Origin of the sequence: Actinopolyspora lacussalsi subsp. righensis, assembly GCF_900116555.1 — a bacterium.
In the GTDB taxonomy this organism is placed as follows: Bacteria; Actinomycetota; Actinomycetes; order Mycobacteriales; family Pseudonocardiaceae; genus Actinopolyspora; species Actinopolyspora lacussalsi.
Genome location: NZ_FPAT01000002.1, coordinates 213,111 through 239,201 on the forward strand (window position 1 = coordinate 213,111; position 26,091 = coordinate 239,201).

Below are 26,091 nucleotides of genomic sequence, written 5' to 3' on the forward strand. Positions count from 1 at the left end.
TCTCGCGAAATTTCCGCTCCCGAGGCCGCCGTCGGGAAGCGACCATGCGGTTAAGCAGCGGAGGTACCCCCGGTGCGTGAGTCGGATGCATCGCGAGGCCGGGCCGCTTCGACACGGTGCCGAGCTCCCGCCATGCTCGCAGGCCGCACTCCGACCACCCTGGCAGCCGGCGCCGCCGCGGGTTCTCCGGTGCGGCTCTCGCGAGGAAGGCCCGACGTTGTGTAGGTCGCTACCCGATGTCGGGCCTCCCGGAGCGAGAGCCGTGCCAGAGGTTCCGCCAAGTGAGAGCAGCGAAAGCCTGGTCGACAAAGGTCTGTTGAGATGTCAGCCGTCGAGTCCGGCGAGTCCCTGCCAGGAACCGCGGGACCCGCGCCGCGATGCCGAACGCTGCCAGTGAAAGACACAGTAGCCGAGCACTCCCAGCGCACCACCGGTCACACAGGTCCAGAACCGTACGTCGACCCCCGAACTCGTCCAGCCGAGCATGCCGAACACCACGGCGGCCACCAGCCAGCACAGCGTACCGGTGATCACGACCGGAGTCGGGCCGGCGAGTTTGGCCGGCAGCGGAGGGACCGGGCGCATCTGTGGCGGTCCGGTGGGAGCGTCGTTGTCATCCGCTGCCACGGTCGTCCTCTCCCTTCGATCGGGATTCGTTCGGGGCGAGACGCTTTCGCCGGGAGCTCGCGTGCGTGCTCCGTCCACGAGTCGAGGGACGCGACGCGGCCGACGGGGTACGCGGGAGTCGCCAGCTTACCCGCGCCGTCCTGTGACTGCCGCGTCGCGGCGGAATTGTCCGTTATTTTGCTAGACTAACGAGGTGTCTGAAACGGCTGAACGCGAGCGCACTCTGGCGAGCAGACTGCGTATCGCCATCGTTCGCCTGAACCGCCGGTTGCGTGCGCAGACCGAATCCAGCGTTACGCTCTCCCAGATGTCGGCGCTGGCCTGCCTGTGGCGGAACGGGCCGCTGGCACCCAGGGAGCTGGCCGCCCACGAGGGGGTGCAGCCTCCTTCCATGACCAGGGTCATCGCCGCGCTGGAGGATCTCGGTCTCGTGTACCGACGTCAGCACCCCACCGACGGTCGCCAGGCCATCGTGGAGCTGACCGAGGCGGGCAACCAGCGCATGGAGCAGGAGGTCTCCGTGCGGGAGCAGTGGCTCGATCTGCGTCTGGCGGAACTCACGGACCAGGAACGCGACACGCTCTCCAGCGCGGCGCGCATCCTCGAGCGGATGGCCCGATGACGCCTCCCCGCCGTGGTTGCCGGGGGAGCGGAATTCTCGGCCTGCCCGGCGCCGACACGACCAGCGCCGCGGTCATCCCGTACTCGCTCCCGTGGACGGTGCTCGTCCCGACGTAGTCCGCACTCGGTGTGCCCGCCGCGGCGAGCGATCCGGCGGGAGGCTCCGTCTACCGAGCCCCCGGTGGGCCGGCACGGAGCGCCCCGACCAGCGATACCCCCGACGAACCGAACGGTTGACCGCAGCAGATGTCCAAACCCGCCCAGCAGGAGTCCGACAGGCCGGAGCGAGACAGTCGGTCAGCGGCATCGGATGAATCCACTGGTGGGCGGGCGCGCGGCGGGATGTTTCGTTCGCTGCGGGAACGCAACTACCGCTACTACGCCTCCGGGCAGGTCGTCTCGCTGACCGGCACCTGGATGCAGCGCGCCGCGCAGGACTGGCTCGTACTCGAACTCTCCGACGGATCGCCGGCCGCACTGGGAGTGGCGGTCGCGTTGCAGTTCCTGCCGACCCTGTTGTTCACGCTCTACGCCGGAGTCATCGCCGACCGGGTCGACAAGCGTCGGCTGCTGATCGCGGTGCAGAGCGGAATGGGGTTGTGCGGCGTGGCACTGGGGTTGCTCGACGTCGGCGGTGTGGTCGAACTCTGGCACGTCTACGCACTGGCCCTGGGGCTGGGGTGCTTCTCGGCCGTCGACGCCCCGGTGCGGCAATCCTTCGTGGTCGAGATGGTCGGGGCCCGAGAACTGCCCAACGCGGTCGCCCTCAACTCGATGACCTTCAACCTCGCCCGCATCGTCGGTCCCGCGATCGCCGGTGTGCTGATAACCCTGATCGGTACGGGGCCGGTCTTCTTGGTCAACGGGTTGAGCACGGGCGCCGTGGTGCTCGGCCTGTTGCTGATGGATCCGAGCAGGCTGCACCGGACATCGGGAGCCACGGAGGAGAGCGGCAGGCTCCTGGCGGGACTGCGTTACGTATCGCGGAGTCCGCGGCTGATCGTGGTTCTGGCGCTGGTCTGCTGTGTGAGCACGTTCGGGATGAACTTCGAGAACGCCTTCGCGGTGATCGCGCGCAACGTGTTCGACCGGGACGCCGCCGGATACGGGTTGCTGATCACCGCACTGGCGGTGGGCACGCTCAGCGGCGCCTCGCTGGCGGCGCGTCGGGCCGGTGGTCGGCCTCGGTTGCGGCTGGTCTTCGGTGGTGCCGCCGCGTTCGGCGCCCTCGAGGCGGCGGCCTCGCTGATGCCCTCCTACCGCAGCTTCGCGGTTGCGCTGATCCCCGTCGGGATCGCCGTGATGACCTGTACCACGGCGGCCAACTCCACTGTGCAGCTTTCCGTGGAGCCGGAGATGCGGGGCAGGGTCATGGGGCTGTACATGATGCTGTTCCTCGGTGGCAGGCCGGTCGGCGGACTGCTCTCCGGTTGGTTGGCGGAGATCTTCAACGGCAGGGCGCCGTTGTTGCTCGGCGGCATCGGCGTGGTGCTGGCGAGCCTGGTGGGTGCCGTCGTGTTGGCACGGAGTTCGGAACGGGAGAGCGGCTCGCCGGGGTTGCCGAGAGAAGCAGGTTAGGCTAACCTAAATGATGTCGCTTCGTGGTGGGAGCGGCAGTCAGTTCGGGGACCGAGAAGCCCCGGCCCCACGGGCCGGGGCTTTCTCATCGGCACTTGAGTGTGGGGTGTCCCGATTGGGTGGTTGCGTAGCCGTCACGTGAGTCGGCGCCTTGCCGCGTTGGGCCGGCTCTTGAGTAGCGACCTACGCGGCGAGCGGCCCGGACTCGCGATGCATCCGACTCACGCACCGGGGACGATCCCGATGCCTCGTTCACGGCCACTTCCCGACGGCAGTCTCAGGGGTGGAAATTTCGCGCGAAATCGCCGCGCCAATGCGGCGGTGTGGCCCCGGCTCCGTCAATTTCTCGCGAAATCGCCGGGCCGCTTCGGCGCGGTGGCGAACTCCCGCCGCGGAACCACCCCCAGCAGAGCACCCCGCCCCCGGTCGGAGAAAAACTCGGGTTTCCCTCCCGGGGGAGGGAAACCCGAGTTCCGGCAGTTCGGCTTGTCGGAGCATTCACTGCCGGAGCCGCGGGGACTCGCGCCCGGGTCCGCGAGTCCTTCGAACCCCGCCTCGTGCGGAAACGCCCGTCCCGTGCGGACAAGTCCGGGAGAGGCGGTTCAGGACTGCGGCAGCCGCAGCCCGTTGTAGCCGGCCCGCGCGTCGGCGAACCGCCGGGAGACCTCGTCCCAGTTGACCACGTTCCAGAGCTGCTTGACGTAGTCGGCCTTCACGTTCTTGTACTGCAGGTAGTAGGCGTGCTCCCAGATGTCGAACACCAGCAGCGGGGTGGTGGCGATCGACAGGTTGGAGTGGTGATCGCGCAGCTGCTGCGTGATCAGTCGCTGTCCGACCGGGTCCCACGCGAGCACGCCCCATCCGTTGCCCTGGATCGTGGTGGAGACGGCCTCCATCTGGGCACGGAAGTTGTCGAAGGAACCGAAGTCCTGGTCGATGGCCGCCGCGAGCTCGCCGGTCGGCTTGTCGCCGCCGTCCGGGCTCAGGATCTTCCACCACACGAGGTGCAGCGAGTGACCCGCGAGGTTGAACGCCAGTGTGGTCTCCAACCCGACGATCGACGAGAAGTCCCCCTTCTCACGCGCCTCGGCGATCTTCTCGATCGTGTCGTTGGCTCCCTTGACGTAAGCCGCGTGATGTTTGCTGTGGTGCAACTCGTTGATCTCACCGGCGATCGCGGGTTCGAGCGCCGAGTAGTCGTAGTCCAGCTCGGGCAGCACGTACTGCGCCATTGACCGTCTCCCTTTCGCAATGGGGTTTCGGTAGCAAGTCTGTCGCAGTTGCAAACTACTAGCAACAGTTTCGGCGCGCTCGACTCGGGTGGGTAGTACGGGGCGGAGCCCGGTGGGGCCCGGCCCGCTCCCGGGCCCCACCGGTGTGAGCTCATTCCACCGGCCAGGTGTGCGCCGGTTCGCCGCTGTCACCCAGTTCGATGTAGCGGCGCAGCATCTCCACCAGAGCGGGCTGTCGGTCACGGCTGCGCTGCAGCCGCAGCACCGTCTCCCGTTGCCAGTCGGCGCCGGTCTGCCGGGCCTTGCAGCGCTGTTCCAGCACACCGAGGTGGCGTTGCCTGGCCGTTGCCGAGACCCCGCACGCCTCCAGACCCTCGTGGGCCATCGGGAGCAGCTTGCGCAGTACCAGTTCGTCGGCGGGAACCCATCCCATGCCGGGCCAGTACAGTCGGGTGTTCATCCCGTAACGGGCTCCGCTGTAGAAGTTCTCCTCCGCCGCGGCGAACGACATCTGTGTCCACAGCGGCCTGTCCTGTTCGGCCAGTGCGCGCTGTGCGCCGTAGAAGAACGCGGCGTTGGCCAGCATGTCGGCCACCGTCGGTCCCGCGGGGAGCACCCGGTTCTCCACCCGCAGGTGCGGAACCCCGTCCACGAGGTCGTACACCGGCCGGTTCCAGCGCCAGATCGTGCCGTTGTGCAGCCGCAGTTCCGAAAGCGTCGGGGCTCGTCCGGAGTTCAACGCGGCCACCGGGTCCTCTTCCTCCGGCTCCGGCATCAGCGAGGGGAAGTAGCGCACGTTCTCCTCGAACAGGTCGAAGATGGAGGTGATCCAGCGGTCCCCGAACCACACGCGGGGACGCACCCCCTGGTTCTTCAGCTCCTCGGGCCTGCTGTCGGTGGCCTGTTGGAACAGCGGGACACGCGTCTCCTGCCAGAGCGCTTTGCCCAGTAGGAACGGTGAGTTCGCCCCGACGGCCACCTGCACCCCGGCCAGGCACTGCGCCGCGTTCCAGTGCGCGGCGAAGTCCTCCGGAGCGACCTGCAGGTGCAGCTGTGCCGAAGTGCAGGCGGAGGAGGGCAGGATCGACTCCGCGTGCGAGCGCAACCGCTCCTGTTCCTGATCGCCGAGCGGGGTGCCCGACATGTGCAGCAGTATCTCCTCGCCGCGTGCCGCGCAGATCTGCTGGTTGAGCAGGCCGTAGCGCGCGGGGTGCGACAGCCAACGCGGATCGAAGTGGGAGCTCCGCAGCGTCGGCAGCGTTCCGATCATGACGAGTTTGGCCCCGATGTCCTGTGCCTTGCTGTCGGCGTTCGACAGCGAGGCGCGCAGCTCGTCCTCCAGTTCGAGGGCTCCCTGGCCCGCCAGCGCTCGCGGGCGGACGTTGAGCTCCAGGTTGTGTTGCCCCAGCTCGGTCGTGTACGAGGGGTCGTCGATCTTCTCCAGTACTTCGGCGTTGGACATCGAGGGGTTCATCCCCTCGTCCACCAAGCTCAGTTCCATCTCCAGCCCCATCTGCTGGTGGGGGAAGGAGAAGTTGCCCTCAGCCAGCATCCGGGCCAGCGCGTCCAGACCGCGCTGCATCTTGTCCCGGTATCGCTGCCGATCGCCCGGTCTGAACGCCCGACTGATTACGTTCTGCTTTCCCATGCCGCGTCACCCCGATCCAACGGTGTGCACATCGGCAGCTTCCGTGCTGGTCAGCGCCGGATTTCACAGTGGCACACCGGTGACCGCCCATGCCAGCGGCCAAAATGGTGGCACGATCTGACGAACGAGGGAGAGGCGTGGAAACGCTGTGTGTTCACGCGTGCCCGGGGTTAGAAGCGAGTGCCTCGTCGGGGCCGAGCGCGGGACTTCGGCCGTTCAGCCCGCGACGGGTGCCGCCGTACCCGTGCTCCGTCTGCCCAGGGCCAGGTGCACCGTCAGCGAGGCGAGCACCACGCCGAACATCACCAGTGCCATGGGCAGCGCCGATCCGACTCCGCCGAGCCCCACCAGCGGGGCCGCCAACGCCCCCACCACGAATTGCAGGACTCCGAGCAGTGCCGAGGCGCTTCCGGAGACCTCCTGGCGTTCGGCGAGCACGAGCATCGTCGTGTTGGGCATCACGAAGCCGAGACTGGAGATCATCACGAACAGTGCCACGAGCAGGAACGGCAGTGCCAGCCCCACCGACACGGTGACCACCAGCAGCAACCCGGCCACCGCTGCCGCGCTCAGCGCGCAGAGCAGCAGCCGGGACTCGGTCGCGATCCTGCCGACGAGCCGTGCGTTGATCTGTCCGCCCGCGACCAGGCCCAGGGCGTTGCTGCCGAACGCGAGGCTGTACGCCTGCGGGGAGAGTCCGTAGATGTCCTGCAGCACGTACGAGGAACCGCTGATGTAGGCGAACATCGCGGCCATGGCCAGTCCCGCCGCCAGTGCGTTGCCCAGGAACGAGGGGCTGCTCAGCAGTCCGCCGAAGATGCGCGCGGTGGAACCGGGTCGCAGCGGTTGACGCCATCGCCTCGGTTTGGTCTCCGGTAGTGCCAGTACCGTCACCAGGAACAGCATCACCGAGAAGGACGCCAGCACCACGAATACCCCGCGCCAGTTGGTGAAGTTGAGGACCTGGCCGCCGATGACCGGTGCCAGAATGGGAGCCAAGCCGGTGACCAGCATCAGTGACGAGAAGAACCGGGACGCCTCCACTCCGGAGTAGAGGTCGCGTACCGAGGCGCGGGCGATGACCATTCCCGCGGCCGCGCCGAACCCCTGCAGGAACCGCAACGCGGTCAGTGCGTAGACGTCCCCGGAGAGCGCGCACAGCACGGAGGTGGCGAAGTACACGCCCAGCCCGACCAGCAGTGGCTTGCGCCTGCCGACCGAGTCGCTGAGCGTTCCCGCGACCAGTTGCCCGAAGGCCAGCCCGAGCAGCACGGCGGTCAGCGTGAGTTGGCCCTGCGCGGAGGTGGCACCCAGCTCCCTGGTCAGCTCCGGCAGGGCGGGGAGGTACATGTCGATGGTCAACGGACCGAACGCGGTCAGTCCCCCGAGGATGAGGGCGAACTTCGCCTTGCGGTGCGGCCCGGAGTTGTCGGTGCCGGGCGCGGCAGCGGTCTCGGGGTGGTGCGTTTCTCCGTCGCGGTGGCTGTTCTCCTGCCCGGTGCCGCTCGGTGAAGCGTCACTCGGTCGCGGGTCACTCATGGGCCGGCCTTCCGTGATAGGGAACTCACACCCGTCAACCACGAACGTGTGAAGGCGGTTGGTTATGCCCATCTCGTTCGCATCGCTAAGTGAGTCCGGTCACGGCCCTCGTTCCCCCGTGGCGGGGTCGATCGGCACCGGCCACGAACACAACGGCCACGAACACGGTCGTCGTCGAAGGTCACATCCCCTGATGCGAGGATACGAAGTGTGGCCAGGCTGATCGAAGTAACCGATGCGGAGGACCCCGCGGTCGACGACTTCCGCGATCTGACTACCGCCGATCGTCGTCCCGATCGCCCCGGTGGGCGCGGACTCGTGATCGGCGAGGGCAGGCTGGTGGTGGAGCGGCTGCTCGCCTCGCCCTACCCCATTCGGGGACTGCTCGGTGAACGCAAACGGATAAACACCCTCGAACCGCTGCTGCGCGAGCTCGACGTCCCCGCCTACATCGTCGAGCCGGACACGCTGGCCGGGATCGTGGGCTTTCACCTCAACCGCGGAGTTCTCGCGGTGGCGGACCGCGCTCCCGAACCCGATCCGGCCGAGCTGATTCGCCGTTCCAGCAAGCTGGCCGTGCTCGAAGGGGTAGTCGATCACGAGAACCTCGGAGCCATGTTCCGCAACGCCGCCGGGCTCGGCCTCGACGGGGTGCTGTTGGGGCGCGGCTGTTCCGATCCGCTCTATCGCCGCAGCGTCCGGGTCTCGATGGGGCACGTGCTGCGTGTGCCGTTCGCCAGACTCACGGACTGGCCCGGCGACCTGGAGCGCCTCGGTGCCAACGGTTTCCGGGTGGCCGCGCTGGCCCCCCGTCCCGATGCCGTTCCGGTGGGACGAGCGGGTCTCTCCGAGGGCAAGGTGGCCGTGCTGATGGGTTCGGAGGGGCCCGGGCTGAGCGAGGAGGCACTGCGCTCGTCCGATCTCACCGTCGGTATCCCGATGTCTCGTGAGGTGGATTCGCTGAACGTCGCGGCCTCGGCCGCGATCGTGTTCCACGCCATGCGCTCCGACTCGTGAGGCCGCCGCCTCCGCGGGCCACGGGGTGATCTTCGGGCCCGACTGTGCCGGAGAACATCGTCCCGGTGGAAGATCTCAGTAGGGGGACGTCGCGATGGTGGGGGAAACCATGGAACTCCGGGTCGCCCGAGGGCGGCCCCTGTTCGTCGAGGCGGACGGGTCGCTCGGTCTGAAGCCGGAGCACGTGGGGCTTTCCCCCGAGCTCTGCGCGGCGCTGTACGAATGGGCCGAGGTCGTGGAGCGAATCAGCCGGGGGGATCCCCTCGACGGGCGGGCGTCGCGCGCGGTGGCACGTCGCGGCCGGCTGCTCGCGGGCCGCACGGCGGGGGAGTGCGAGCGTGCCGTTCGTTACCACGATCCGCTGACCGGTGAGCCGAGCACGCTGCCCGCACCCGTCGGACAGCGGCTTGTCGCGGGGTCGGACCCGCGGACAGAAGTGTTCGACCGCACGGCCCGGCCCACCGGCGTGACGGTCAGTGTCATCCTCGCGGTGCTGGTCTCCGTGGTGCTGGTGGTGGTTTCGCTGGGGCTGGCCGAGGTGAACCCGCTGCTCGGTGTGGTGGTCAATCTCGCTGTGGCGGGCGGATTCGCCCCGTCGGTCTGGCTCGGACGCGCCGTACCCACCTGGCGCTGGGTGGCCTTCGGAGTGGCACTCGGTGTCGCCGCTTCCTGGGTGATCCTGCCGCTGAGTCTGCTGGGGTGAGCCGGGCCTCCCCGAGTCCTACACCATCCGGGGGAACGAATGTTCGGCCCGGTCAGCATGGTTCCGCGTTGGGCCGTTGGGCACAATCGAGGGCATGTCACCGTCCGCGCGCGTGTTGTTCCTGATCGGCCTCTTGTCGATCCTAGTGGCCCTGTTCGCCGGGGCAGTGCTGCTCACGATGGACTACGTCGCGTGGATAGCGGGGACGATCGGCGCGGTCTCCATCGCGGGAGGATTCGTGGCGAGGGCGCTCTCCCCGGACACCGGCGGCGGAAAGTCCACAGGGGACGGTGTTTCCCCCGGTGGCGGACGCCCCCGCGGTAGGTTCATCGGCAGATCGCTGCCGGGAGTGCGGGACCGCATCTGGCAACGACACCTCGAATCGAGAGGTGGGGACTCCGGTGACGAGCAGCAGAGTCCGGAACAGGACTCCTCCCGCCCCTGAACCCGGCGCCCCCGAATCCGGTATCGCTGACCCCGGTATCGCTGCCCCCGTAGCCGCCCGCCCGAGCCCGGCCGGTTCGACGCGCCGAACTCGTCGCACGTCGGCCGCCGGTCGCGGTCTCGCCGTCGGTCACCGGTTCGACCGCACGCCGAGCAGCACGTCCTCCCAGGAGGGGACGATCGGGTGATTCTTGCGCCCCTCCCCGGTACCCGCGTCGTCCTCGATGTCCTCCCGGTCCGTCGCCACGTGTTCGGCCTCGTTGTCCGACCCTTCCAGGGGTTGTTCGGCCTCGGAGTCCTGGATCGCGTTTCCGAACTCGGCATCGTTCGACTGCGAGGTCGAGCCGAGTAGCGTCCCCGCTGTCATGGCGGGGATGTGGGCGGTTCCGACGGAACTCTCGGAGAGGTCGGGGTTGTTCTGCTCGGGCGCTCCTCCCAGCAGCGGAGTGGTGGTCTCCCGATCGCCGGAATGAACCTCCTCCTCGTCCGAGTGGTCCAGCTCGAGTGCTTCCCTGGCGAGCTCGGTGACCGGACGTACCGTGCGCAGTGGCCGGTTCGGAGTGGGATCGAGCAGATCGAGCGCGTCCTCGTCGAGCGCGGCGATCGTGCCCCCCTGCGCGCCGGGGTGGAACGTCCAGTGCGCGGTGTTCTCCGTGCGGCCGGCCTGCCAGCGCAGCGTGACCACCCACTTGCTGTCCTCGCCGCGCCAGGCGTCCCAGCTGGTCTCGCCGTAGTCCTGCCCCCGCATCCCGAAGGTCTGCGAGATGATCTCGCCGAGTGTCTGTACGTCCGGCCCGTCCTCGCGGATCGGATGTGCCTGCTGGGCCTTCTCGGCGACCTGGGCCCGTTCCAGTAATACCGGGTAGGCGTAGCGCTCCACGCGTTGCTGCGGAATGCCGGCCTCAGCGGCGACTTCCTCGACGGAAGCGCCCGCACGAACCCGCGTCTGGATCTCGCGCGGCCGCATCTGGGCTTCCAGCTCGATCTGTACCTGCCCGAGACGGGTGAGGTCACCGCGGGCCGCGGCGCGGAGTCGCTCGTCGGCAGGCACCGCGAAGCGTTCGCCGTTGTCGGGATCCTCACACACGACGGTCTCGCCGTCCTCTTCGAGCCCGACCACTCGCAGCGCTCGCATAAGTGCCTCCCCGCGCCTCCCACTGATTTTAGATCACCAAGCTATAACGATAACTCGGCGGGGGGTCTCCGTGGGACGGACGCGCCGAGTGTCGTAACGATGATCCTGCCGAACGGGTGTACCCCGTCGCATCCGTGGAAATACCTTGATTCCACATCGAGTTCTGTCGCGGATTTCACGTCGAGTCCTGTCGCGCCTCCCGACGAACGGCAGCCGGGGCATCCGCGCGGAAAGCGGATGCCCCGGCACGCCCGAGCGCTCAGTCGTCCCGGTCCTCCTCGTAACCGACCACGTCACCGTCGTGCGCGTCCACTGTGACCTCGTACTCGGTGTTCGCCTTCCGAAGCTCCAGCTCCCACTCGAGGCCGTAGCAGCGATCCAGCTCCACACCCGTCACCCGTGCCCCGGGAACCCGCTCCAAGGCCGTGCTGCGCGCCCGTTCGCCGTCGATCCCCGGTTCCTCCGACGTGCAGTCCCTCGGCGAGGGGCCACGGTAGCCGTTCCACGGCCCGGTGTGGACCTCGTCCCGATCAGGGCCGGTGTACCTCGGCGCGGGCACGTCCCGCGTCACCGGGGAACCTCCCACCGGCGAGGCGGTTCCCCACCGCTCGCCCCCGCTTCCGAAAGCCGCGGCGGTACCGCCGAGGGCGAGCACCCCGCCGGCGATCGCCACCGCCACGATCGACTTCTTGACACCCGGCAACTTCGTTCTCCTCTCCCGGTGAACCCGGACGACTGTCGCTGCCGGAGTACAAGGTCGCAGCGCGGAAGCTAAGCGGTCCCTACCCGAACGCTAAAACCGGGTTAAGAAGGAAGTGACCGGGTTCGTCGTCGGACGGGCGTTCCCGCGCGGCGGGCACGGTGGCGTTCTCGACGAAACACCGCCTGTTCCCGACCAGACGCCCCGCCGTGGGGCCGAATGACGATGAGTCGGCCGGTGTCCGTCAGACGGGGAGGACTTCTCCCGGAACGGACTCACACCTCGGGCACGCCGAAGTCCACGACCACCCGTGCTCCCCCGCGCGCACCGCTGCCCAGTGTCACCGAACCCCCGGAGTCACCCGCGGCGCGTCGCACGATGTCCAGCCCGAGACCGCTGGAGCCGCTGCCGCTGGCTCCTCGGTGCAGCGGATCCGCGGACAGCTCCGACTCGCCGAAACCGGCACCGTCGTCCGCGATCACCAGCCGCACGAGTCCCTCGGCCGCGAACAGCCGCACGTCGAATCCAACGCCCTCCTCGGTGTGGGCGAAAACATTGCCCAGCAACGCGTCGACGCAGTCGGCCAGTTCCGATGCCTCCACAGCCACCCGCAACGGCCCACGTGCGATCTCCACCCGCATCTCGCGCTCGGTGTCCTCGGCCAGCACCGACCAGAAGTCCATCCGCTCGGAGACGACGATCACCGCGTCACAACCGGGCGGGGCGGCCCTCGCGGAACCACGTTTGCCCGCTTGCTCGATTATCCGGGTGACCGCTCGCTGCAACGTGTCCACGTGCTCGGTGATGCGCTCGGACTCCGAGCGGTCCCGCAGCGCCTCCGCGTCCAGCCGCAGCGACATCAGCGGGGTGCGCAACCGGTGCGAAAGGTCGGCCACGTGCTCCCGCTCGGCCGCCAGCAGCTCGCGGATGCGCCCGGCGAGATGGTTCAGCGCCGTCGCCACCTCCCGCATCTCCGGGGGAGACTCGATCCGTGCCCGGGCGTTCAGCTCCCCGCTCGCCAGGCGGTGGGAAACCCCGGAGAGTTCCTTGGTGGGGCGCACCAGGGAACGCGCCAACCGGTCCGCGACCAGTACGCTCAGTCCCAGCAGGACCACGCCGAGCCCCGCGAGCAGCAGCCACGCGCGGTGCACCCCGCGCAGCAGCTCCCGCTCACCGACCGCGCTGCGGATCACCGCTCGTCCTCCCGAGGAGTCGCCCACCGAGACCAGTACGGCGACCCCGTCGTCGGTGTCCACGGTCAGGCTGCGCCCCCTGGCCGCCAGCCGCACGGCCTGGGTCCGCGCGGCCTCCGCGCCGAGCCTGGTGTCGTCCGCCAGGAAGACGGTGAGCGGGAACCTTCCCTGGGCGTTGGCACGTTGCACGCTCAGTTCGAGGGTGGACCTGTCCGCGGTGCCCACCACCGAGGTCAGGGCCTGCGCCTCGGTGGTCGCGGTGTTCACCGCCCGGTCGAAAGCCACTGTCCGCACCAGAACGGCCAGCGGCATGAGGAAGGCCACCAGCACCAGGGTTGTGGTGGCGGCCACCAGCAGCGCGATGCGTCGGCGCATCAGCGGCCACCGGCGTCGTCCGGAGCGGTCAGCAGCACTCCCGCGCCGCGCACCGTGTGCAGGTAGCGCGCGTCACGCGCGGTCTCACCGAGTTTGCGGCGCAACCAGGACACGTGCACGTCCACGGTTTTGTCCGCGCCCCCGTAGGGGAGTTGCCACACCTCGGTGAGCAGTTCCCGCTTGCTCACCACTTGTCCGGCCCGCGCCGCGAGGTAGTGCAGCACGTCGAACTCCCTCGGATTGAGATCCAGCGCTGTCCCGTCCAGGGTCGCCGAACGCGCGGCGGGGTCCATCCGCAGTCCGCCCACCACGAGCACCTCGGGTCTGCCGGGACCCGCGCCGTCTCTGCGCAGCACCGCGCGGATCCGGGCATCCAACTGCCCCACACCGAACGGTTTGACGACGTAGTCGTCGGCTCCCGAGTCCAGCACGGACACGATCTCGTCCTCGGCCCCGCGCGCGGTGGCCACGATCACCGGGACCCGGCTGGCCGCGCGCAGCATCCGCAGCAGCTCCCGGCCGTCCAGATCCGGCAGACCGATGTCCAGCACCACGATGTCGGGTTTGTGCGCCACGATCCGGTTCAGGGCGTCCATCGCGGTGATCGCTGAGGTGACCGCGTGCCCGCGCTCACCCAGTCCGCTGCTCAACGACGTGCGAAGAGCCGAATCGTCCTCGACAAGCAGCACCTGCGCCACCGTTGCACGGTAACCGGATCGTCGTCCCGGCTTGGCATAGTGGGGCTCATGAGACCTCCCACCGGAAGGGGCCGCACGGCGCTGGCCGTGCTGGGGTGGTGCTGCGCCGCCGCGCTCGCGGTGGGGGTGGGACTGGCCGCGGTCTCCGCTCTGGGGCGCGGCATCCTCGACGGTGGACCGCCGATGACCTCCCCGGAACAGGTGCGACGAGAGCTCGCACGTCCCGCTCCCAGTACGACGGGGGGAGGTGCCGAGCAGCCGGATGCCGACGGCGCTGGTTCGGCGGAGGTGGACCGGACGCCGGGAGGAACGGTGACTGCCGGTTGTTCCCCGGGCGAGTTGGCCTCGTTGCGCTCCTGGAGCCCGGCCCAGGGGTTCCGTGCCCGGGAGGTACGGGACGGTCCGGTCGAGGAAGCCGAACTCACCTTCGAGTCCGAGGACACGGAAGTGGAGATCACCGTGGTTTGTGACGGCACTAGGCCGCTGATCTCCACCGAGATCGATCAGTGAACGGGGGGCCGAGGTGGTTCGCCCCCGCCCGGGGAAGTCTGCACGTCCCGTTCCCCCGGGGAGGCTCGGACCGCCCCGGGGGAACGCGCGCCCGGATCAGCCGAGCTTGCCCGCGATCCAGTCGATCGCCTGCGTCAGCTTGGTGACGTCGTCCGGCTCGACGGCGGGGAAGGTGCCGATGCGCAGCTGATTGCGGCCGAGCTTGCGGTAGGGCTCGGTGTCCACGATCCCGTTCGCGCGCAGCGCCTTGGCCACGGCGTCCGCGTCGATCGAGTCGGCGAAGTCGATGGTGTTGACCACCTGGGAACGCTTGGCCGGGTCGGCGACGAAGGGGGAGGCGAAGTCCGAGGACTCGGCCCACGAGCACACGCGGCGCGAGGACTCACCGGTGCGCCGCACGCACCAGTCCAGCCCGCCCTGTTCGAGCATCCACTCGATCTGGTCGGCCAGCAGGAACAGCGTGGCGACGGCGGGGGTGTTGTAGGTCTGGTCCTTGCGGGAGTTGTCCAGCGCCGTGGTCAGCGAGAGGAACTCCGGAATCCAGCGGTCCGAACCACCGATCTCGCCCACGCGCTCCAGCGCGGCCGGGCTCATCGCCGCGATCCACAGGCCGCCGTCCGAGGCGAAGCACTTCTGCGGTGCGAAGTAGTAGACGTCCACGTCCGCGGGGTTGAACGGCAACCCGCCCGCGCCGGAGGTGGCGTCCACCGCGATCAGCGAGTTCTCGGACCCGGCGGGGCGGCTCGGGGGCAGCATCACGCCGGTGGAGGTCTCGTTGTGCGCCCAGGCGATCAGGTCGGCCTTCGGGTCGGACACCGGATCGGGAGCATCGCCCGGATCGGCCTTGACGACGATCGAGTCGTCCAGGAACGGGGCGGACTTGGTCGCCTTCGCGAACTTCTCGGAGAACTCGCCGTAGGTCAGGTGCAGCGCACGCTGCCGTACGAGGCCCAGGGTGGCGGCGTCCCAGAAGGCGGTGGTGCCACCGACACCGAGGACCACCTCGTAGCCCTCCGGAAGGGAGAAGAGCTGGCGGAGACCTTCCCGCACGCGTCCGACGAGCGACTTCACCGGTTTCTGCCGGTGCGAGGTGCCCATCACGTCGGCACCCTCGTTCGCGAGCCGCGTCAACTGCTCCGGCCTGACCTTCGACGGTCCGCATCCGAACCGTCCGTCGGACGGGATCAGTTCAGCTGGCAACCGCAGCGTCGTCGGGTCGATGTTGGTTTCGGCCTGCGTCATGCCGGCGCCTCCGGTCCTTGTTGTGTTGGTTTCGGCCCGTTCGAGGGCCGCTTGCGAACATGCACGAAGTTGGCCAGATGACCGGCGCCGTTGCCGGCTCAAGCACGGCTGGGCGCACACCGCCGGCGCGGTCCGACGGATCGCGCCACCGTGCCGCCGGTGTGAACCAGCCGCGGGCAACTTACTGCCTCCGTCGCCCCCTTGGCTACCGCGACGAGCCCGGTGTCACCCGAGCGAAACCGACCGGCGCGACCGTCCCCGTCCGGCCGGAACACCGGCTGAGACCGGAAAAGGGCTACGATCCCCCGGAACTCGCGCTGTGATCCGTATCATACTCGTGGAGCCGGTCGATCAGGTCGGCGCGGGCCCGGGCCACCCTGGAACGGATCGTGCCGGTGCGGCAGCCCGCCACCTCGGCGGTCTCCTCGTAGCTGAGCCCGACCAGCTGGGTCAGCACGAAGGCCTCCCTGCGCCGTTCGTCGAGGGCCTCCAGCGCGCTGCGCAGCGCGTATCCCTCCGGTATCGAGAGGCTTCGCGGTTGGACCCGTTCCGCCGCGAGCTGCCAGTCGTCGATGTCGGCCGTGCGTGGGCGGCGGTCGCGGTGCCGGATGTGGTCGGCGGCGACCCTGCGAGCTATCGACAGCAGCCAGGTGCGCGCCGAGGAGCGGCCGCGGTAGCTGGCCAGCGAGCGGAACGCGCGCAGGTAGCACTCCTGGGTGAGATCCTCCGCGACGTGCGCGTCCGCCAGATGCCGCAGCAACTGCCAGACCTGACGCTGCGTGCCGTGCACGAACCTGGTCGCGGCGTCGGTGTCCCCCTGTTTCGCCGCCAGCGCGCAGCGTGTGAGTTCCTGGTCGTCCACGCCCAATATCCAATGAACTTCGGGCCCGGGCCCGCTGCCACGGTTGTTCGGCTCACTCGACCACGTAAGCCGCGGTGATGCCGACTCGGCGGGCGTGAACCGTCGTTACCGTGAGAGCACGATACGCGTGTCCCCTCGATCTTCGGCACGGGAGCCGGGAACTACCGGGAGGTCACCGACGACCAGCACGGTGTGGACTGCGTGACGAGTGTCGAGATCCTCTCCGCCGAGCTCGACGGGGCGGCCACCGAGGAGCAGCGTCGACTGGTGCGGCAGCACCTGGCGGGCTGTGCCGAGTGCGAACGGCGCCGAGCGGGTTTCGACGAGTTGCACCGGGCGGTGCGGATCATGCCCGCCGAGCCCGGCCCCGACGTCACCGGAGCCGTGCTGCCGGCCCTGCGGCCCCGGTTGCTGGACCGGCTGCGCGGTGCGGCGGGGAGGCGACCGCGAACCGCCCTGCGCTGGTTGCTGGCACTGGTGGCGGTGGTTCAGTTGGGGGTGGCCCTGCTGCAGCTCACCGGCGTCGGAGTTCGCGTGGGCGACGGGGCCCGGTCGACGATGCCGCACATCGATCACGAGACGGGCGCCTGGAACGCCGCGGTGGCGGTCGCGTTGGCCTGGGTGGCGCTGCGTGCCAGGCACGCGGCCGCGCACCTGCCGGTGCTGGCGAGTTTCACCGGCGTGCTCGGCGCGTTGTGCCTGGTGGATCTGGTCACCGGCCGCGTCGGCCCCGAACGGGTGATTTCACACCTGCCGGTGTTGCTCGGGCTGGTACTGGTGGCGGTGCTGGCGCTGCTGCACGGCTCGGACCGGGTGCCCGCGAGCGGAAGCCGGTCCCCCGGCGACGGTGCCGAGCGCGGGGTGGCGGAGGACACCGCCACGAGCGCGCTCGACGGGGGGAGGACCGAATCGTCCCCGCCGCCCGTGGCGTACCGGGAGAGCGCGTGAGACGTGACGGACGGCATGGTTCAAGCTGGAGGGAGTTTCGCCGGTCGCGGTGAACCGCACGAAAGGTGGTCGGATGACGACGTCCGCGGACACCTCAACCGAGTCCGCCGAACAGCGACGCGGCTCCGCCGAACAGCGACGCAGCGTCGAGCTGGCCGTCAGCGGCATGACCTGTGCGGCGTGCGCCAACAGGGTGGAGCGCAAGCTCAACAAACTCGACGGTGTGCACGCCAGCGTCAACTACGCCGCCGCCCGTGCCAGCGTCACCGCCCCGGCGGGCGCCGCCGACGAGTTGCTGACCGAGACGGTGACCAAGGCAGGCTACGGGGCCGAGGTGCTGCGCCCAGCCGAGGAGAGCCCGGACGACTCCCGTGCCCGGCTGCGCGACCTGTGGCGCAGGCTCGTCGTCTCGGTCGTGCTGTTCGTGCCGCTGGCCGACCTGGCGATCCTGTTCACGGTGCTTCCCGAAGCCCGCTTCCCCGGTTGGCAGTGGCTGATCATCGTGCTCGCGCTTCCCGTGGCGGGCTGGGCCGCCTGGCCGTTCCACCGCGCCGCGCTGCGCAACGCCCGGCACGGTTCCTCCTCGATGGACACGCTGGTCTCCATCGGGATCACCGCGGCGAGCGTGTGGTCGCTCTACGCGATGTTCGCGCCGAGCGCCGCGCCCGCCGACGCCTCCGGGCTGTGGCTGCTGCTCAACACCGACGGTGCCGCTTACCTGGAAGTGGCGGCCGGAGTGACCACCTTCGTGCTGGCCGGGCGCTACTTCGAGGCCAAGGCGCAGCGCAGAGCGGGCGGCGCGTTGCGCGCCCTCGCCCGGCTCGGAGCCAAGACCGCTCTGGTGCGGGACGAGGACGGCACGCACCGGGAGGTGCCGGTCGAACGACTGCGGGTCGGGGATCGGTTCGTCACCCGCCCAGGCGGAACCATCGCCACCGACGGGCGCGTGGTGCGTGGCGGAGCCGCCGTGGACCGCAGCTCGATGACCGGGGAGTCGGTGCCCGCCGAGGTCGTCGAGGGCGACGAGGTCACCGGAGGAACCACGGTCGCCACCGGCTGGTTGCTCACCGAGGCGACCAGGGTCGGTCGGGACACCCAGCTCGCGGGGATGATGCGACTGGTCGAACAGGCGCAGAGCGGCAAGGCCGCCGTCCAGCGGTTGGCCGATCGGATCTCGGCCTACTTCGTGCCCGCCGTGCTCGGGCTGGCCGTGCTGACGTTGCTCGGCTGGCTGCTGCTCGGCGGCTCGGCCGAGCGCTCCTTCACGGCCGCGCTCTCGGTGCTGGTCATCGCGTGTCCGTGCGCGCTGGGACTGGCCACGCCGACCGCGCTGATGGCCGCTTCCGGACGTGGTGCGCAGCTCGGCATCTTCCTCAAGGGGTATCAGGCCCTGGAGTCCACCAGGACGGTCGACACGGTGGTGTTCGACAAGACCGGCACGGTCACCACCGGCAGCATGACCCTCGGGGAGGTGTACTGCGTCGCCGGTGTGGCGCGGTCCGAGGTGCTTCGACTGGTGGGCGGACTGGAGCACGCCTCCGAACACGCGGTCGCCGCCGCGATCACCTCCGCCGCGCGCGCCGAGCTCGGGGAGGGCGTGGAACTGCCCGCTGTCGAGGGGTTCGCCAACGATCCCGGACTGGGCGCGCACGGCGAGGTGGACGGACACCACATGCTGGCGGGCAGGGCGAAGCTGTTCACCGACAACGGGATCACCGTTCCGGAGGACGTGCGGCGACACCACGCGGAGTGGCAGCACGGCGGGAGGACCACCGTCCTCGTCGCGCGGGACGGAGTCGTGGTGGCGGTGCTCGGACTCGCCGACGCGGTCAAGCCCTCGGCCCCGGCCGCTGTGGCCGAGCTGCGGCGGCTCGGGATGCGGACCGTGCTGTTGACCGGTGACAACGAGGCCACGGCTCGTTCCGTCGCCGAGGAGGTGGGGATCGGCGAGGTCGTCGCCGACGTGCTCCCGGACCAGAAGGTCGAGGCGATCGAAGGACTGCGCGCCGAAGGGCGCCGGGTGGCGATGGTCGGCGACGGGGTCAACGACGCGCCCGCACTGGCCACGGCGGAACTGGGGCTCGCGGTGGGGGCGGGCACGGATGTGGCCATCTCGGCGGCCGATCTCATCCTGGTCCGCGAGGAGCTGACGGCGGTGCCGGACTCCGTGAAACTCGCCAGGCGGACGCTCGGCACCATCCGGGGCAACCTGGTTTGGGCGTTCGGCTACAACCTGGCCGCCGTGCCGCTGGCCGTGTGCGGACTGCTCAACCCGCTGATCGCGGGCGCGGCCATGGCGCTGTCCTCGGCCTTCGTCGTCTCCAACAGTCTGCGGTTGCGCCGGTTCACCCCCGCGTGAAATCGCTCCCCGGAGTGTCCGGTTCGGGGAGCCCCGCCTCGGGGTTCCCTCCGGGGAGGTTCCGGGGTGTCTGGGGGCTTTCCCGGAAGCGGTTCACGAGTTCGATCCGTTTACTGGGGACAGTGCACAGCGGAGAGTCGCGAAGTCCCGCGGAGCGGGTTCCGGAGGTCGGAACCCGCCCCGGCGAATCCGCGTCGAGTGGATCAGCCGAGGGCCTCGCCGCGCGCTCTCGGTGCTGTCGCTCGCCCGAGGTGGTCGTAGGGCTCGACAACCGGGCTGTTCCCTAGCGCGTCTTCCGAACGTCACGCGTGGCCCTCCGTGTCCGGAGCGTCACGTTAGAGTCAGTTTCGCAATTCAGATACCACAATGGGGGAATCACGTGAGTTTCCCGAACGGGTCGCAGCAACCCGCGGCCGTCCCTTCGGAACAGGGCGGAGTCAACGGACAGCAAGGCTTCGCCGGACAACTCGCCGAATCAGTACCGGAATCGGCAACCAGCGGATCGGCACTGGTCAAGGTCTACGGCAGCGGTGAGGCCGGGGTCCGAGCGCTGGACAACGTCGACATCGGTTTCGCGGGCGGACGGTTCAGCGCGATCATGGGGCCCTCCGGTTCCGGCAAGTCCACCCTGATGCACTGCCTGGCCGGGCTGGACACGCCGACCTCGGGTCGGGTGATGCTGGGTGAGACCGACCTGACCGGTCTCTCGGACAAGCAGCTCACCCTCACGAGGCGGGACAGGATCGGCTTCCTGTTCCAGTCGTTCAACCTGCTTCCCACTCTGACGGCGGAGCAGAACATCCTGCTGCCGCTGGAGCTGTCCGGTCGCAAACCCGACCGGCAGTGGCTGAACGACCTCACCGATGCGCTGGGCATCGCCCAGCGGTTGCGCCACCGGCCCAGCGAGCTCTCCGGCGGGCAGCAGCAGCGGGTCGCGGTGGCCCGCGCCCTGATCACGCGCCCCGAGGTCGTCTTCGCCGACGAACCCACCGGTGCGCTGGACTCGAAGTCCGGCGCGAACCTGCTGGAGTTCCTGCGCGGTTCGGTGCGCCAGTTCGGCCAGACGGTGGTGATGGTCACCCACGATCCGGTCGCCGCGTCCCACGCGGACAGCGTGGTGCTGCTGGCCGACGGCAACATCGCGGGCCGGATCGAGGAGCCCACCCAGGAAGCCGTGCTCGACTCGCTGCGCCGGTTGGGTGGGTGAAGTCTCGTGCTGCGCAACACCCTGCTACAACTGCGACACAACATCGGACGGCTCTCGGCGGCCGGACTCGCCATCGTGCTGGGCGTCGGCTTCGTCGCCGCCACCCTCGTGTTCACCGGCACCATGCAGTCCTCCGTACGGCACATGGTGGCGGCTCCCAACCTGTCCGCCGACGTCGTCGTCACGGACAACACGGCCGGGAGAGCGGAGCAGGAGGGCGACGAGAAGCAGCGGCGCCTCCGGGAGATCCGGGAAACCGGAGGCGTAGCAGCCGCCGTGCCCAGGACCGAGAGCTACGCCAACGCCTCCTGGGCGGGCGAGCGCTACTCGGTGGAGGTGAGCCGACTTCCCGAACAACAGTCGTTGCGCTGGTACGAGCTCGCCCGGGGAAACTATCCCGGCTCCGCTGACGAGGTGGTGCTCAGCGAGCGTGCCGCCGACTCGGCGAACATCTCCCCGGGAGACACCATCACCCTCCAGCAGCCCCGGTACGTCTCGGCTCGCGAGGGAGAGACCGAGAAGACACCGCCGAAGCGCGAGGTCACCGTCTCGGGACTGGTGGACGTCGGGAGCAGCCTGCTCACGGGGGGAAGCCGCGTCACGGTCTTCGCCCCCCAGGAGCTGCTGAACGAACTCGGGACCACCGACTACCGCGCGATCGACCTGCTGCTGGCCGACGGCGCCGATACCTCGGCCGTGCTCGACCGGTTGCGCGGCGAGCTCGACACCGGCCAGTACGTTCAGGTCCGAACCGGAGAGGAACAGGCCGAGTACGCGGTCCGGATGTTCAGCGGGAGCGTGGCCGCCGGGTTGAACGCGGTGCTGCTGCCGTTCGGCGCGATCGCGCTGTTCGTGGCCGGGTTCGTCATCGTCAACACCTTCTCGGTGCTGCACGCCCAACGAAGCAGGCAGTACGCACTGCTGCGGTGCGTCGGGGCCACCCGGGGACAGATCCGCCGCTCGGCGCTGTTCGAGGCACTGCTGGTGGGGCTGGTCACCTCGGTGATCGGCACGGTGTTCGGCGTGCTGGTCTCAGCCACGGTGAGCTGGCCGCTGGGGCTGACCGACTCCCCGGTCGACTTCGGTTCGCTCGGCATCACCCCGCTGGCGCTGACCGCGCCCGTGGCCGCCGGACTGCTGGTGACCTTCCTGGCCTCGTTGGCACCCGCCGCGCGCGCCATGCGGGTCGCCCCGCTGGCCGCGTTGCGTCCCGTCCCGGACGAGCAGGCATCCCGCCGGATCGGTCGGGCGCGACTGGTCTCCGCCGTGGTGTGCACCGTGCTGGGCGCCGGACTGCTGTTCGGCGGTGCTCTGCTCGGATCGATGGCCATGGCGGTGCCCGGCGGACTCGTGGCCGTGCTGGGAGTGCTGCTGTTCACCCCCACGCTCATTCCCGCTGTCGCCAGGGCGTTCGGGTACCTGCTGCGTTCGCTCGGGCCGACGGGCACGCTCGCCAGCGGCAACGCTGTCCGAAATCCCTACCGGGCCTCCTCCACCAGCACCGCGCTGATGATCGGCGTCGGGCTGATCGTGCTGCTGCTCACCGGGACCGCCAGTGCGCGGCACAGCGCCAACGAGCAGATCGACCAGCGCTACCCGGTGGACGTGAAGATCGCCGCCGAGGAGCGGGGACAACCGGTACCCGAAGGGGTGGGGCAGCGCCTCGCGGCCCTGGACGGCACGGCGGCCACCGCCGTCCTGTCCGGCACAGGTTTCGAGATGGAGCGGCCGGAATCGAGTATGCCGGAAGGCGTCGACCGCGAGGAAATGGCTCCGTTGACCTTCCGAGCGACGGGGATCGAGCCCGCGAAGCTGACCGAGGTCTCCCGACACGGAGGGCAAACGCTGCGGCAGGGAACCGCGCTGGTGAACAAGAATGTCCTCTCCGCCATGGGGTGGTCGCGGGGTGAGCGCGTGGAACTGCCCATCGGGGACGGTTCCGCCACGTTCCGGTTGGAGACCACCAAGCTGATTCAGTCCGGATTCCTGCTGACACGTTCCGATCTGGCCGCTACGGGGGCCGAGACCAGCACCACCGAGATCTGGGCCCGCGCCACCTCCGACACCTACATGCCGGGCTACACCGGCGAGCTGAACTCGTTGGCGGAGGAGAGCGCCTCGACGCCCGTGGACGTCGGGGGAGCGGTGCAGATGCGTGCGCAGTTCACCCGAGTGCTCGACACGCTGCTGCTGATCGTCACCGGTCTGCTGGCGGTCGCGGTCATCATCGCCGTGGTCGGTATCGCCAACACGCTCGGGCTGTCGGTGCTGGAACGCGGCAGGGAGTCCGCGCTGCTGCGCGCGCTGGGACTGACCCGTGGTCAGCTGCGGGGGACCCTGGCGCTGGAGGCGGTGCTGCTGGCCGTGGTCGGTACGGTGCTGGGAGCCCTGGTAGGAGTGCTGTTCGCCTTCGGCGGGGTGGCGGCGATGTTCGAGAACATCGGGCTGCCGGTCTCGTTCGCCGTGCCCTGGGCACGACTGCTCCTGGTGATCGGCTGTGCCATACCAGCGGGCGTGTTGGCCTCGGTGCTCCCCGCGCGCCGTGCTGCCAAGGCCCAACCGGCCGCCGCCCTCTCCGAGGAGTGACGAGCCGCATCGTCACAGCTCGATTTCCGTAGCGGGTTCCGTGGCGGAACCTCCGGCACGGCTCTCGCTCCGGGGATGCCCGACATCGGGTAGCGATCTACCCGACGTCGGGCCTTCCTGGCGAGGGCCGCACCGGAGAATCGCGGCGGTGCCGTCCGCGCGGGTGGTTGGAGTTCGGCACCGGGGCTCGCGCCCACCGGCGCGGCGATTTCGCGAGAAATCGACGGAGCCGGTGCCACACCGCCGCACGGGGCGGTGATTTAGCGAGAAATCGACGCCCCCGCACCGCCGTCGGGACGCGACCGTGCGGGTCGCAGCGCATGGGGCCTCTGGTGTGTGAGGCGGATGCCAGCTACGTAGCGGGAGAGGTCAACTCCCCTCGACATCGGTCCAGTGGACTTCCAGCTCGTCCCGGGTTCCGAACCGTTCCAGATGGGTTCCGACCACCTGTTTGACCCGGTCGACCCCTTCCCGGTCAGCGGCACGCGCCCGCAACAGCAGGGTCCGCCCCTCGGCCCGCATCTCGCACGTTCCGACGTCGAGCTCCACGCGCCCGGTTACCTCGTCGTGCTCGCTGTCGACCTTGTGCGCGAAGTGCTTGCAAAGTTGTGACAGGTATCGCTGTGGCCGTTCGGTGGTCACTTCCGCCTGTGAGGTCAGCATCTTGTCTCTCGCTCGACGTGGTTTCGGTTAAGGTATGCCTTACCGAACTCACGGTACTCCGGTGTTCGCCGTGCACACGATCACCGATCCGCCGTGTCGAGGCGAGAATCCGGCCACACCGGGTTGGCCGCTGTCGATGACCGCCGCTGTCGACGCACGCCGACCGGTTCACACCAGGGGCGGTCGGTTCACCAGGATCCCGTCGGATCCGCTCAGCTCCTGGTGGATTCCAGCCGTGCGAGCATCCCCCGGTAGTCGGCGTCGTCATCGTCGCCCTCCTCCCGGTGCCACTTCCGGAGCAGCACGACCAGTACCAGCAGCAGCGGAACCTCACCGCCGAGCCAGCCGATCAGCGCTCCCGCCTGCTGCGCGGCCATCGGATCCACCGACCACGGCAGGTCCAGTGTGCGGTAGTAGTTGCCCGCGATCGGCTCGGACATGCTCAGCACCAGCACGCCGAAGAAGGCCAGGGCGGGCATCATGCCCAGCGTCACGCCCAGTCGTGCCAGCTGCGGCACCCGACGGGGGGTGCGGTCGATGCCGAGTATCGACCAGAACCACAGATAGCCGCTCCCCAGGAAATAGACGTTCATGATCGTGTGAGCCCAGTGCTCCTGCATGACCAGCTGGAACAGGCCGGTCGGGTACAGCGCGTAGAGCGAGCCCACCAGCAACAGCGAGGCCAGCACCGGGTGACTCAACCACCTCGAAACGGGCGAGTCCACGATCCCGAGCAGCCATTCCCTCGGTCCGTACGGTTCACCCCGGCGCGCACGAGGTAGTGCCCGCAGGCACAGGTTCACCGGCGTCCCCAGTACGAGCAGGGCCGGGCCCAGCATGTTGAGCAGCAGGTGGGCCGTCATGTGCACCCCGAAGGTGGCAGGTGCGTAGCTTCCCACCCCGGAGGAGCTGGCCACCAGCACCGCCAGGCAGCCCGCCAACCAGCTCACCGTGCGCCCCACCGGCCAGCGCTGTCCGTGCGCGCGCAACCGGCGCACCCCCGTCAGGTAGCTCACCGCCAGCACCACGGCGGCCGTGCCCAGCAGTAGGTCGAACCTCCAGTGGGTGACCAGCTGCCAGAAGCTCGGAAACTCCGGAAGGTCGTAGCCGATGAGCAGGTCCATGGCGGTGGCGTCCCGATCGAGCAGGTTGGGCGGCGGAACGTGCGCCATTCCCATCGAGATCCCCACCGTGGCCAGCAGCAGCGCCAGCTCGGCCCCAGCCAGGCGCAGCATCCCCCTGTGGCGATCCAGCGCGGACCGGGTGATCCGACGTCGCAACGGCACCGAAACCAGCCCCACCAGCAGCAGGAGCCCGATCTTGCACAGCACGAGCGCCCCGTACTGGGTGCCCAGCCACATCCGGATCGGTGCCAGTATCAGCGAGCCGATGGCACCGGAGGCCGCCAGCAAACCCCAGCACGTCGCGGCGAGCTTCCGGTAACGCCGCGCCACGATTTCCGGGTTCGCTCCCCGCCTGCGAGCGTGGGCGAGCACGGCGAACAGCACTCCCAGCCACAACGCGGCCGCCACCACGTGGAAGACCATGCTGTCGGAGGCGAAGTCGTGTCCTCCGTTGGAGGCGGAGTGCCCGACCAGCACCGGAGGCAGCAGCGTCAACCCCGCCAGCACGGTCAGCCCGATCGTGGTGCGCCACCGCAGCGTCGAACGGCACGCGACAGCCAGTACCAGCGCGAGCAGCGCGGAGAGCAGCCACGCCTTCGGAACGTCCAGTGCTTCCAACAGCCCCGACAACGCGCCGGGCGTCAGGCTGTCGGTGACCGACTGCCCCGCCGAGTCGGCGGCGTCGAACACCGTGAGCAGCAACCCGGCAACGCCCCAGAACCACGCGGCCGTGCCCGCCGTCCGTAGCGCCGCGTAACCGTCCGGCGAGATCATCCCGCCGCGTTGCGGGACGGTGAAGAACGCGGCGAACACCAGCCCGCCCAGGCAGCACGCCCCGGCGAGGTCGAATACCAACCGCAGCAGGTTGACGCCCAGTTTGGTCAACGCCCCCGGATCGGGGTATCCGAGTACCGCGTAGACGCCGCTGCCCGCCGCGAGCACCAGCACGGTCGTGAGAACCACGGCGGAACCCGTGCCCAGCATTCCCCAGCGAATCACGCCGGGAGCACTCGGTGCGGCTTCGTCGCCTTCCCTGCGGCTGCTCGGTGCGGAACCTGACATGAACTGACCTCGTGATCG

The 26,091-nt window shown here is 69.3% G+C and carries 22 protein-coding genes; 10 read left to right on the top strand and 12 right to left on the bottom strand.

What is annotated here, in order from left to right:
• Positions 1-324: 324 nt before the first annotated feature.
• Positions 325-627 (bottom strand): DUF2530 domain-containing protein, encoded by a 303-nt coding sequence (locus tag BM394_RS04465; protein ID WP_245779965.1) that lies wholly within the window; start codon positions 625-627, stop codon positions 325-327.
• Positions 628-820: 193 nt separating this feature from the next.
• Here BM394_RS04465 and BM394_RS04470 point away from each other — a divergent pair, with 193 nt between their 5' ends.
• Positions 821-1,249 (top strand): MarR family winged helix-turn-helix transcriptional regulator, encoded by a 429-nt coding sequence (locus BM394_RS04470; protein ID WP_092628908.1) that lies wholly within the window; start codon positions 821-823, stop codon positions 1,247-1,249.
• A 245-nt stretch (positions 1,250-1,494) separates the two neighbouring features.
• Entirely contained in the window at positions 1,495-2,826 is a 1,332-nt protein-coding gene (locus BM394_RS04475; RefSeq protein WP_092974213.1) for an MFS transporter, read from the top strand.
• Between the two features lie 602 nt (positions 2,827-3,428).
• Here BM394_RS04475 and BM394_RS04480 read toward each other — a convergent pair.
• From BM394_RS04480 to BM394_RS04490, 3 genes are all read right to left on the bottom strand, one after another.
• A complete protein-coding gene (locus BM394_RS04480; protein ID WP_043575974.1) occupies positions 3,429-4,058 on the bottom strand; it encodes a superoxide dismutase in 630 nt (209 codons plus the stop codon).
• Positions 4,059-4,209: 151 nt separating this feature from the next.
• Positions 4,210-5,706: a glutamate-cysteine ligase family protein gene (locus BM394_RS04485; protein ID WP_092974216.1), complete on the bottom strand. Its 1,497-nt coding sequence runs from the start codon at positions 5,704-5,706 to the stop codon at positions 4,210-4,212.
• Positions 5,707-5,922: 216 nt separating this feature from the next.
• The gene (locus tag BM394_RS04490; protein WP_092974219.1) at positions 5,923-7,245 is read right to left on the bottom strand and encodes a multidrug effflux MFS transporter; all 1,323 of its coding nucleotides are present in this window, start codon (positions 7,243-7,245) and stop codon (positions 5,923-5,925) included.
• A 210-nt stretch (positions 7,246-7,455) separates the two neighbouring features.
• Here BM394_RS04490 and BM394_RS04495 point away from each other — a divergent pair, with 210 nt between their 5' ends.
• From BM394_RS04495 to BM394_RS22300, 3 genes are all read left to right on the top strand, one after another.
• Positions 7,456-8,262 (top strand): TrmH family RNA methyltransferase, encoded by an 807-nt coding sequence (locus tag BM394_RS04495; protein WP_092927631.1) that lies wholly within the window; start codon positions 7,456-7,458, stop codon positions 8,260-8,262.
• A gap of 94 nt (positions 8,263-8,356) precedes the next feature.
• Complete coding sequence (locus BM394_RS04500; protein WP_092974221.1) at positions 8,357-8,965, top strand: DUF2537 domain-containing protein; 609 nt, start codon at positions 8,357-8,359, stop codon at positions 8,963-8,965.
• Positions 8,966-9,059: 94 nt separating this feature from the next.
• Positions 9,060-9,410, top strand: a complete 351-nt coding sequence (locus BM394_RS22300; RefSeq protein WP_130469037.1) for a hypothetical protein — start codon at positions 9,060-9,062, stop codon at positions 9,408-9,410.
• Positions 9,411-9,539: 129 nt separating this feature from the next.
• Here BM394_RS22300 and sepH read toward each other — a convergent pair whose 3' ends face one another.
• The 4 genes from sepH to BM394_RS04520 form a co-directional block, all read right to left on the bottom strand.
• Positions 9,540-10,544, bottom strand: a complete 1,005-nt coding sequence (sepH, locus tag BM394_RS04505; protein ID WP_139235130.1) for a septation protein SepH — start codon at positions 10,542-10,544, stop codon at positions 9,540-9,542.
• A 259-nt stretch (positions 10,545-10,803) separates the two neighbouring features.
• Positions 10,804-11,247, bottom strand: a complete 444-nt coding sequence (locus BM394_RS04510) for a PepSY domain-containing protein (RefSeq protein ID WP_092974224.1) — start codon at positions 11,245-11,247, stop codon at positions 10,804-10,806.
• A 272-nt stretch (positions 11,248-11,519) separates the two neighbouring features.
• Positions 11,520-12,812, bottom strand: a complete 1,293-nt coding sequence (locus BM394_RS04515; protein ID WP_092974227.1) for a sensor histidine kinase — start codon at positions 12,810-12,812, stop codon at positions 11,520-11,522.
• On the bottom strand, positions 12,812-13,510 hold the full coding sequence (locus BM394_RS04520) for a response regulator transcription factor (RefSeq protein WP_092974230.1): 699 nt from the start codon (positions 13,508-13,510) through the stop codon (positions 12,812-12,814). The genes BM394_RS04515 and BM394_RS04520 overlap by 1 nt, the downstream gene beginning before the upstream one ends.
• 48 nt (positions 13,511-13,558) lie before the next feature.
• Between BM394_RS04520 and BM394_RS04525 the strand changes: the two genes are divergently transcribed.
• Positions 13,559-14,020 carry a hypothetical protein gene (locus BM394_RS04525; RefSeq protein WP_092974233.1) on the top strand — a complete coding sequence of 154 codons (462 nt, stop codon included), beginning with the start codon at positions 13,559-13,561 and terminating at the stop codon, positions 14,018-14,020.
• 96 nt (positions 14,021-14,116) lie between these two features.
• On the opposite strand, the gene serC is transcribed toward BM394_RS04525, so the two are convergent.
• Together serC and BM394_RS04535 are read right to left on the bottom strand one after the other, a co-directional pair.
• Positions 14,117-15,262 carry a phosphoserine transaminase gene (gene serC, locus BM394_RS04530; RefSeq protein WP_092974236.1) on the bottom strand — a complete coding sequence of 382 codons (1,146 nt, stop codon included), beginning with the start codon at positions 15,260-15,262 and terminating at the stop codon, positions 14,117-14,119.
• A 295-nt stretch (positions 15,263-15,557) separates the two neighbouring features.
• The gene (locus BM394_RS04535; protein WP_092974239.1) at positions 15,558-16,124 is read right to left on the bottom strand and encodes a sigma-70 family RNA polymerase sigma factor; all 567 of its coding nucleotides are present in this window, start codon (positions 16,122-16,124) and stop codon (positions 15,558-15,560) included.
• A 201-nt stretch (positions 16,125-16,325) separates the two neighbouring features.
• Here BM394_RS04535 and BM394_RS04540 point away from each other — a divergent pair, with 201 nt between their 5' ends.
• The 4 genes from BM394_RS04540 (at position 16,326) to BM394_RS04555 (ending at position 23,224) form a co-directional block, all read left to right on the top strand.
• Positions 16,326-17,072: a zf-HC2 domain-containing protein gene (locus BM394_RS04540; RefSeq protein WP_139235131.1), complete on the top strand. Its 747-nt coding sequence runs from the start codon at positions 16,326-16,328 to the stop codon at positions 17,070-17,072.
• A 73-nt stretch (positions 17,073-17,145) separates the two neighbouring features.
• Positions 17,146-19,431: a heavy metal translocating P-type ATPase gene (locus BM394_RS04545; protein WP_092974245.1), complete on the top strand. Its 2,286-nt coding sequence runs from the start codon at positions 17,146-17,148 to the stop codon at positions 19,429-19,431.
• 508 nt (positions 19,432-19,939) lie between these two features.
• Complete coding sequence (locus tag BM394_RS04550; protein WP_092975034.1) at positions 19,940-20,638, top strand: ATP-binding cassette domain-containing protein; 699 nt, start codon at positions 19,940-19,942, stop codon at positions 20,636-20,638.
• A 6-nt stretch (positions 20,639-20,644) separates the two neighbouring features.
• Positions 20,645-23,224: an ABC transporter permease gene (locus BM394_RS04555; protein ID WP_092974248.1), complete on the top strand. Its 2,580-nt coding sequence runs from the start codon at positions 20,645-20,647 to the stop codon at positions 23,222-23,224.
• Between the two features lie 369 nt (positions 23,225-23,593).
• Here the strand turns inward: BM394_RS04555 and BM394_RS04560 are convergent, their stop codons facing one another.
• Both BM394_RS04560 and BM394_RS04565 read right to left on the bottom strand, forming a co-directional pair.
• Positions 23,594-23,887 (bottom strand): DUF2218 domain-containing protein, encoded by a 294-nt coding sequence (locus tag BM394_RS04560; protein WP_092974251.1) that lies wholly within the window; start codon positions 23,885-23,887, stop codon positions 23,594-23,596.
• A 212-nt stretch (positions 23,888-24,099) separates the two neighbouring features.
• On the bottom strand, positions 24,100-26,073 hold the full coding sequence (locus BM394_RS04565; protein WP_245779967.1) for a bifunctional copper resistance protein CopD/cytochrome c oxidase assembly protein: 1,974 nt from the start codon (positions 26,071-26,073) through the stop codon (positions 24,100-24,102).
• Positions 26,074-26,091: the final 18 nt, after the last annotated feature.